This window comes from Cyanobacteriota bacterium (assembly GCA_027618255.1).
GTDB lineage: Bacteria > Cyanobacteriota > Vampirovibrionia > LMEP-6097 > LMEP-6097 > JABHOV01.
On the sequence record JAQCFG010000073.1, the window covers coordinates 1 to 8,081 of the forward strand.

12 protein-coding genes are annotated in these 8,081 nt (G+C 39.1%); 10 read left to right on the forward strand and 2 right to left on the reverse strand.

All coding sequences use genetic code 11. The features are described 5' to 3' along the window. Positions 1-114 precede the first annotated feature (114 nt). On the forward strand, positions 115-762 hold the full coding sequence (locus O3C63_08690; protein MDA0773005.1) for a hypothetical protein: 648 nt from the start codon (positions 115-117) through the stop codon (positions 760-762). On the opposite strand, the gene O3C63_08695 is transcribed toward O3C63_08690, so the two are convergent. Further along, the gene (locus O3C63_08695; protein MDA0773006.1) at positions 759-2,117 is read right to left on the reverse strand and encodes a Mur ligase family protein; all 1,359 of its coding nucleotides are present in this window, start codon (positions 2,115-2,117) and stop codon (positions 759-761) included. The genes O3C63_08690 and O3C63_08695 overlap by 4 nt on opposite strands. Positions 2,118-2,310: 193 nt before the next feature. Beyond that, positions 2,311-2,577, reverse strand: coding sequence for a 30S ribosomal protein S20 (rpsT, locus tag O3C63_08700; protein MDA0773007.1), 267 nt, complete (start codon positions 2,575-2,577; stop codon positions 2,311-2,313). 54 nt (positions 2,578-2,631) lie between these two features. On the opposite strand from rpsT, the gene map reads away from it, so the two are divergent. The 9 genes from map to O3C63_08745 form a co-directional block, all read left to right on the forward strand. Further along, positions 2,632-3,447: a type I methionyl aminopeptidase gene (gene map / locus O3C63_08705; protein ID MDA0773008.1), complete on the forward strand. Its 816-nt coding sequence runs from the start codon at positions 2,632-2,634 to the stop codon at positions 3,445-3,447. Positions 3,448-3,486: 39 nt separating this feature from the next. Next, positions 3,487-3,735 (forward strand): translation initiation factor IF-1, encoded by a 249-nt coding sequence (infA, locus tag O3C63_08710; protein MDA0773009.1) that lies wholly within the window; start codon positions 3,487-3,489, stop codon positions 3,733-3,735. 142 nt (positions 3,736-3,877) lie between these two features. Further along, complete coding sequence (rpmJ, locus tag O3C63_08715; GenBank protein MDA0773010.1) at positions 3,878-3,991, forward strand: 50S ribosomal protein L36; 114 nt, start codon at positions 3,878-3,880, stop codon at positions 3,989-3,991. Between the two features lie 11 nt (positions 3,992-4,002). Continuing rightward, positions 4,003-4,380 (forward strand): 30S ribosomal protein S13, encoded by a 378-nt coding sequence (gene rpsM, locus O3C63_08720; GenBank protein MDA0773011.1) that lies wholly within the window; start codon positions 4,003-4,005, stop codon positions 4,378-4,380. Between the two features lie 12 nt (positions 4,381-4,392). Then, the gene (gene rpsK / locus O3C63_08725; GenBank protein MDA0773012.1) at positions 4,393-4,794 is read left to right on the forward strand and encodes a 30S ribosomal protein S11; all 402 of its coding nucleotides are present in this window, start codon (positions 4,393-4,395) and stop codon (positions 4,792-4,794) included. 24 nt (positions 4,795-4,818) lie between these two features. Next, on the forward strand, positions 4,819-5,817 hold the full coding sequence (locus tag O3C63_08730) for a DNA-directed RNA polymerase subunit alpha (protein MDA0773013.1): 999 nt from the start codon (positions 4,819-4,821) through the stop codon (positions 5,815-5,817). An 18-nt stretch (positions 5,818-5,835) separates the two neighbouring features. Next, entirely contained in the window at positions 5,836-6,189 is a 354-nt protein-coding gene (rplQ, locus tag O3C63_08735) for a 50S ribosomal protein L17 (protein ID MDA0773014.1), read from the forward strand. Between the two features lie 133 nt (positions 6,190-6,322). Further along, positions 6,323-6,775, forward strand: a complete 453-nt coding sequence (locus O3C63_08740) for an N-acetyltransferase (GenBank protein MDA0773015.1) — start codon at positions 6,323-6,325, stop codon at positions 6,773-6,775. A gap of 55 nt (positions 6,776-6,830) precedes the next feature. Then, positions 6,831-8,081, forward strand: a 1,251-nt coding sequence (locus tag O3C63_08745) for a hypothetical protein (protein MDA0773016.1), incomplete at its 3' end; no start/stop codon positions are given.

The following is an 8,081-nucleotide window of genomic DNA, read 5'->3' on the forward strand; positions in this document are numbered from 1 at the left end:
ACGCGATAGTCCTCACGGCAAATCCAGGCTGTATGTCCCAAATACAAGCTCATTTGGGAGATGAGTATAAGGTGATGCATCCCGTGAGTTTGATTAGTTTGCTATTATATTGAGATGTCTGTACTTAGAGCAGTTTTGTCTCGCGAACTTTCTTCTGAAGAAAGGCGTCAACATGCGATACAGAAAGAGGTTAATGTTAAATTACGGAATAGTTTTTTGAATGGTTTTAATAATGATGGTCCCAAGATTGAGCTTGAGAAATATGAAGCTCGAGATCAAAGATTATTAAGCTGGAGACTTTATAATTTGCGTGATCGACTTGATTCTTATATTTCAAGTAACAGCGGTAAATGGGGATGGTTGAAATTTTTGGTAGACAATCTTGGTTTATTGAGGGAAAAGAAAAATAACCCGGGAATGAGCAAAAGAGATTTTTTGAAACTATTTGCTATTTATGGTATTGGCACAGCTGCTCTTCAAAGAGAATTTACTGCATTGCCTGATGAGAAGCTTCAAGTGATTGCAAGTTTGTTTGGACATGAAAGAATATTTGAGAGATTTATTCTTGGAAAAGGAAGCGAATCTTTGAATTTACTTGATGCTGATAAAAAACTTTTGAAAGTAAGGTTTGATAAGTTTTATGATCGATATTTAGAGTCTCAAAAAACAGGAACAGCACAAGCACTCAAGATGACTTTAGATAGTGCTTTATTTGCTAATGGTACAGATATGGTACAAAGAGCTTTGGCTGAAGCTAGCTAGGAATTTTTCAATAATTCTAAACCAAACGCCCCGGCAACTTTGGCTATATTACCCGCTCCTACAATAAACAAATAATCACAATCTTGTAACTCTGTTTCAATTCCTGGTTTCAAAGCAGCAACTATATCAGCAAGATTGCCCTGAGAAGTCTCGCCAGTGTCAATTGGAGCAAGGTAGCGGACATTGTCTTTGCCAATCTCTTGGACTAAACGCGCTGAATTTATTCCTGGAATATGTTTACTGCGAGCTACATAAATATCAGCAATCAAACAAAGATGCGGCTCTGGAAACTCTTGGAAGACTTCTACAAAATCATTCCAAAATTGTTGAGTGCGTTCTGGATGATGAGGTTGATAGACAAAAACAAGTCGTTTGGGATTAAGGCTTAGTACTCCTTCGAGTAGGGCTTTGACTTCGGTGGGGTGGTGGGCATAGTCGTCGTAGACACGAATGCCATTGTAGTTTGGATTGATTAATTCAAAGCGACGTTTGATTCCAGTAAATGACTTGAGAGCTTCTAGCATCGCCTCTGTTGTTGGAAGATTGCCACGCCCTTCACTTTGCTCAGTTCTCGCAATGACAGCGGTAGCTGCTTTGATACATCCAAGTGCATTGAGCTTATTGTATTCACCTGGCATTGTTAATTGAATGTCGTAGTCATTTAATTCAGAACTTGAATATCTAATCAAAGTCCTTCCGCTGGGTTGCTTTGTTTCGCGCGCAATGACGTATTCCTTTAGTAGCGGATCATCGATATTCACTACTGCAATCTGGGCAGAATCCAAAAACTTGTAAAAGCAATCACGAATCTCAATCAGTCCACCAGGATAGTTCTCAAGATGATCTTCTTCAATACAAGTAACCAAGGCAAGATAGGGATTGGTAATGGTAAAACTTTTGTCACTTTCATCACCCTCGAGCACAAAATACTCTCCAGAACCTGCTCTAGCATTGCTTGCGTAATTCGACAAAATCCCGCCAACTGCAAAACTAGGATCAAAACCAAGCTCAACTAAAATATGCGCAAGCATCGCTGAGCAAGTTGTTTTGCCGTGAGTACCCGAGACTACAATTTGTTTGTGATCTTTCGAGAGATAGTTGAGCATGTCTCTGCGATGCCAAATTGGCAAGCCGCGCGATTTGAGTTCGAGGTAATCAGAGTCACTAATGCCAATTGCGGTACTGCGCACTACTAAGTCAATATCATCATCAAGAGGATCATTTTGCTTATAACTTAAATCGCTCTTCGAAATTTTGACTTGTGGTTGTTGCTTGGCAAGGATTTTAATTAGCGCAGACATGCCGATGCCTTCGGCTCCTAAAAATCTTGCATGTTGGAATCTCTCTTGAGACATAAGCTAGAGTTTACACTAGGAGCTTGTCATCCAGTCCCTCTTCTTGGTTAAAATTACTCAGAAATATTAAGAACTCATTTAAGTGGGGCTGAACGCCAAGCTCACAAAATCAATTGCCAACTTCGCTCTGCTCCGTATGGCAATTGATTTTTATTAATACTATTGTTGAATAAATGTTGAGTTTCTGTTTACACTAAGCAGCAAGAGCTTTGATCTTGGCAGCTAATCTAGATTTGTATCTAGCAGCGGCATTAAGATGAATAACTTTGCGCTTAACAGCTCTGTCGATTCTAGAAAATGCCATTGGCAATTTTGCAAGAGCTTCTTCGCTATTAGCTGCTTCTATTGCTTGACGGACATCTCTGATGGCCGTACGCATACTTGATCTAACAGTGGCGTTATTGATTCTGTTGCGCTCTGCTGTTTTTACTCTTTTCTTTGCTGATTTAATGTTTGGCATGGTGAAAAAGATTGTATCATATGGCAAGACTAATATGTTATTCTAAGTTGCATCATGGCACAGCCAATCTGTATTTTTGAACCTGAACAATATGACCTGATCCGTGAGGCAGGCCGACTGGCTGGCGAGGTTTTGCACAGGTCTGGTGAGCTTGTTAAACCCGGTGTAACTCCACTTGAGCTTGATGAATTTGCTGAGACTTGGATTCGCGAGCAGGGGCATATACCTACATTTAAGGGATATATGGGTTTTCCTAATACTTTGTGCATTTCAATTAATGAAAATATTGTTCACGGTATTCCCAGCAGCAAGCCACTTAAAGCAGGTGACATTGTCAGTATCGATGTTGGTGTTACGGTTACAGAGAAATTTAGAGGAGAGGATTTTACCTATGTTGGTGATAATGCTTTTACTTTTCCTTGCGGGGAAGTTAGTCCTAAAATCAAGCGTTTACTAGAACATACTAATGAAGGACTTTGGGCCGGCGTTGATGCCATTGCAGCAGGCAATCATATTAGTGATATTTCAAAAGCAGTTGAGTCTATTGCTACAAGACAGCGCTATGGTAATGTCGAAGAATTTGGCGGACATGGAGTTGGGCCCAAGTATCATTGTGAGCCTTTTATCCCCAATTTTGCAGGGTTCTTTGATGATTATCACGACACTAAGATCTTGGCTGGAATGGTTTTAGCAATTGAACCTATGTACAATATTGGTGTTTCTGACATCTTTAAACACAAAGATGGTTGGACTATTACTACAGCTGATCGCAAGCCATCGGCTCACTTTGAACATGAAGTTTTGGTTACCAAAGATGGTATTGAAGTAATTACTGATGTGCGCGGGACTAGGGGTTGGAAGCCTAAGTAAGGTCGCTGTGCTCCTTGCATATGCTATTATGTCAAAGAAGTGGCTAAACAAATCATAGAAATGGAAGGCGTAGTACTTGAAACTGTTCAAGGCGCTAAGTTCGTGGTTGAATTAGAGAACGGTCACAAGGTTTTAGCCAATATCTCAGGCAAAATTCGTAAACATTATATTAAGATACTTCCTGGTGATAAAGTCAAGGTTGAATTGACTCCTTATGACCTTAGTGTCGGCAGAATCACCTTTAGAGCCGGTAATAGACGTGGTGCACCGACAGAAGAGTTGCCTTAAAGGTATAATTTTCTTGGGATTTTCTATCTTGAGCGCATCCTTAATTATGTTTTAATGATAAATTACCCGTTAAAATAATTAAAAATTAATAGTAGCCAGGTCCAGCGTGATAAGATCTTGGACTTCGCCAGGAGGCAATACCATGAAAGTCAGATCTTCAGTAAAGAAAATATGTAACAGTTGCAAAGTCATCAAAAGGCATGGCAGAGTCATGGTGATTTGCGAGAACCCAAAACACAAACAGAGACAAGGATAATTTAAAATATAATGGCCAGATTAGCAGGAATAGATTTACCAAACAAACGTATCGTCATAGCATTGACGTATATATACGGTATTGGATTGGGCACGTCCAAGAAACTCATCGCAAATGCAGGATTGGACGAAAATAGTAGAGCTCATAGTTTAAGTGAGGAAGATCTTAACAAATTAAGAGATCTAATCAAGAACATTCAAGTAGAGGGTGATTTACGTAGAGAAGTTGGACTTAGTCTTAAACGTCTTATTGAAATCAATTGCTTTAGAGGTCAAAGACATAGACGCGGGCTACCATGTCGTGGACAAAGAACTAAAACAAACGCTCGTACCCGTAGAGGCAAGAAACGTATTGCTGTAGCAGGTAAAAAAGTAGCAGGTAAGAAATAATAGGATAATTTTATGGCACAACCAATAAAGACAAAAGTTAAAGGCAAGAAAAAAGCAAAGAAAAATATCGTTAACGGTATTGCTCATATTAGTTCTACCTTCAATAACACCATTATTACAATCACTGATGCAGCGGGTAATGCTTTATCTGCAGGATCGGCTGGTAATGTTGGTTTCAAAGGATCAAAGAAGAGTACTCCATTTGCAGCTCAGTTAGCCGCAGAATCAGCAGCCCGCAAAGCAATTGAGCGTTGTGGTTTACAAAAAGTAGAAGTAAGAGTGAGTGGTCCTGGAGCTGGTCGCGAGACTGCTACAAGAGCATTACAAATATCAGGGTTGCAAATTACTGCGATCGCTGATGTAACTCCATTGCCACACAATGGGTGCAGATCACCTAAGCAACGTAGAGTATAAATTTAACCGAAGGGAGCAACCAATATGAACATTGAATTAAAAATCGCAGTCGAAGAACAAGCACAAGCAAATGGAACTATCAAAGGTAAGTTAGTCTTACATCCACTTTATAGAGGCTTTGGCCACACAATTGGTAATTCAATCAGAAGATTGTTGCTTGGTAGACTTAAGGGTTACGCTGTAACTCATGTCAGAATCGAAGGAGTTAATCACGAATTTACTTCTTTAGATGGAATCTCTGAAGACACGCTCAATATTATTCTTAACCTTAAACAGTTAGTTATTAAGATGCACACAGACGAAACTCGTACTTTGAGTCTTAGCACTACTACTGGTGGTGTTGTAACTGCAGCACAAATCCAATGTCCTAGTGACGTTGAGATTATCAACAAAGATCTTGAGATCGCTACTTTAACTGAAGGCAGCAAACTTAACTTAGAAATCCTTGTTGGAAGTGGTTACGGTTATGTACCTTCTGAAGATCATGACAAAGGTCAATCAGTTGATATGATCCCTGTTGATTCTTTATACATGCCAATCAAAAACGTTTCTTATGCTGTTGAACCTATCAGTACCACTGGTGAGACATCTAGATTTGATAAATTGATTATGGATCTTTGGTCAGATGGATCAATTTCAATCAATGAAGCTATTGGACAAGCAGCAGCTCAATTAGTTGAGTTGATGAACCCATTGATCAACTACACTGGTCAAAAAGTTGGCGTTATCAAAACAGTTGATGAGACAATTTATGAAGAATCTAAAGCGGAAGACAATACTACTAACGTAAGTGTTGAAGAGCTTGAGCTTTCAGTTAGATCTTATAACTGTTTGAAGAGAGCCAATATCAATAGTCTTTCTGATTTACTACAGCTTAGCGATATTGATTTAATGAATATCAAAAACTTTGGTAAGAAATCAGCTGAAGAAGTTTTAGATAAATTAGAAATCATGGGCTACACTCTTCGCGGTAAAGCGAGAGGCGAAGCTGCTATAGCTGCTGGATTTGCAATCAGAAGATAATTTTGTAAGGAAAATATAATGAGACACCAAATAAAAAAAAATAAAATGAATAGACCAGCAGATCAGCGTAAAGCTGCTCTAAGGGCTCTTGCAACATGTTTGCTTCGTGAAAAACAAATCAATACTACTATGGCTAACGCCAAAGCTGTTGCTCCTGAAATCGATAGATTGATTGGACTTGCAGTGCGTGGTGATCTTCATGCACGTCGTCAAGTTGCTTCTTTTATTTATGATAAAGATGTAGTCAAAGATTTATTTGCTAATATCGCTGAAAGATACAAAGAACGTAAGTCTGGTGGTTTTACACGTATTGTCAAAGATGGTTTCCGTCGTGGTGATAATGTGCCTAAGGCAATCATCCAACTAGTTTAATTTAGCCACCCGTACCTGGTATTTCACATTTCAACAGATAATTCAGACATCTTGGGAAGAAAGTATTTTACTATTACATGCGTCATGCTCAATTATCTGTTGAAATGTGAAATACCAGGTACGGGTGGCTAAAATGCAGGTCCAAAAACTAACAACAGACTACTTCAATCAAGTCCATGATTTGATTAAGACTTACTCTGATCGTCGATTGATGTTGCCACTTAGTCTTGATGAGCTTTATCATCGAGCGCAGGCTTATAGAATTATTGTCGATAATGATAAAGTCCTTGCTTGCGCGCACCTTGATATTTTTACACCTAGTCTTGCTGAAATCAAAAGCCTTGCAGTGCTTGAGCCTGAACAGGGCAAGGGATACGGTAAGACCTTAGTCGAGGATTGTGAAAAGGAAGCCAGAATAATTGGTATCAAGAAGCTTTTTGTTTTGACTTTTCAGAATGAGTTCTTTGCCAAGCAAGGTTACCATGTGGTAGATAGAGATACACTACCAGAAAAGGTCTATAAAGAATGCGTTAAATGTGCTTTTTATCAGGATTGTAAAGAAATTGCGATGACCAAGATACTCTAGATAAGAGGCATGCTATAATGTGTATTAATAGTCCTATGGACTATTTCGGTGTAGAATGGCTATCCAATATGAAGGTAAATATGATGATTATGGTGATCGTTTTGAAAAAACCGGTAAGAGTCGTCGGAAATTTGACAGAAGTGAAGAGTCTATAGACGGTAAGAAAAATCGACGCAAAGATAGAGCATCCCAAAGAAAGTCTCATCGAGCTACTGGACCTAAACGGATAATAAGCAATCGTCATGAAAAAAGCCATTCTATAGACCTAACAGGACAAGCTCTGAGTATTTGGTCCGCGATACCATCAAAAACTCAGATAGAGGGTGATTTTTGGGCTGATATTAAGGCGGGTCATAGACCTACTACAATCAATAGTGATAAGGCATCAAGGCGAGCATTTGTTAATGCAGTTACAAACTCCACATTTTTTTTAAAGAATCGTCAAGACATGAAGATCAGGAATTTGGGTGCATTGATGAAGTGCTTTGGTGCTTGTTCTTACGATTATAACGCTAGTGATGATAGGCAGTCAACAGCAGTCAGATTATTCTTGAACGAATTAGAGACTGTTTTGATAGGTCTAGATCAAGTAGATTCATTTAGTTTATCTCATATCATTTATGGACTAACTCATTTGGATAACAGTGATATCCCTAGGTCTCTTATTGCAGAGTTAACGAATAAAGTTGAAGCATCTGACGTGGTTTGGTCTTGGCAAGATGTTGCAATGGCGCTTTTTGGTCTAAGGACGATAGCAGATGATGAGGTTCAAGATATTTTGAATAAGGTAGTTTCCAAACTTACTAAGCAGTCCAAGCAAAATATTGATGCAGCTGGTTTGATAACAGCTATTAAGATGAGGCCTCCTAGTCTTATAAAACCATTGTCTGATAAAGTAGAGATGCTCTTGACACAGAGCGTGTTTGATCACATGTCTGAAACTGCTCTGGCTAATACCGCTGATGCTATGGCCAGTTTACCGGAATCTAATAGCCGTGGCTTATTTAACCGCTTATGGTCACAATGGCTGCGAGTAGAATCTCCGGCTGCACTCGCTTCACTCTTGCATTCATTCACTAAGTATAATGACAGTAGCAGCGTCCAGTTTGTAAAAGAAATAGCGAACAAGATTCGAAATTCACAGGGGAAATTTACTACTGTTGATATAGCTAAATGTTTTATAGGCTTGCATGATAAAAAGTTTGTAGGCTTAGATGAGTTGATTAATTTTTTAACGATAACCTTAAAGCGAATAAGTAAACAACTCGATCCTCAACGATTTCATGACATCCTTAGCGGATGCAGG

What these genes read in the sequence shown, in the direction of transcription:
- rplQ (MDA0773014.1), top strand. Translation starts at nt 5,836, where the DNA reads ATGAGACACCAAATAAAAAAAAATAAAATGAATAGACCAGCAGATCAG.
- rpsM (MDA0773011.1), top strand. Translation starts at nt 4,003, where the DNA reads ATGGCCAGATTAGCAGGAATAGATTTACCAAACAAACGTATCGTCATA.
- rpsK (MDA0773012.1), top strand. Translation starts at nt 4,393, where the DNA reads ATGGCACAACCAATAAAGACAAAAGTTAAAGGCAAGAAAAAAGCAAAG.
- O3C63_08690 (MDA0773005.1), top strand. Translation starts at nt 115, where the DNA reads ATGTCTGTACTTAGAGCAGTTTTGTCTCGCGAACTTTCTTCTGAAGAA.
- map (MDA0773008.1), top strand. Translation starts at nt 2,632, where the DNA reads ATGGCACAGCCAATCTGTATTTTTGAACCTGAACAATATGACCTGATC.
- O3C63_08730 (MDA0773013.1), top strand. Translation starts at nt 4,819, where the DNA reads ATGAACATTGAATTAAAAATCGCAGTCGAAGAACAAGCACAAGCAAAT.
- rpsT (MDA0773007.1), bottom strand. Translation starts at nt 2,577, where the DNA reads ATGCCAAACATTAAATCAGCAAAGAAAAGAGTAAAAACAGCAGAGCGC.
- O3C63_08740 (MDA0773015.1), top strand. Translation starts at nt 6,323, where the DNA reads ATGCAGGTCCAAAAACTAACAACAGACTACTTCAATCAAGTCCATGAT.
- O3C63_08695 (MDA0773006.1), bottom strand. Translation starts at nt 2,117, where the DNA reads ATGTCTCAAGAGAGATTCCAACATGCAAGATTTTTAGGAGCCGAAGGC.
- rpmJ (MDA0773010.1), top strand. Translation starts at nt 3,878, where the DNA reads ATGAAAGTCAGATCTTCAGTAAAGAAAATATGTAACAGTTGCAAAGTC.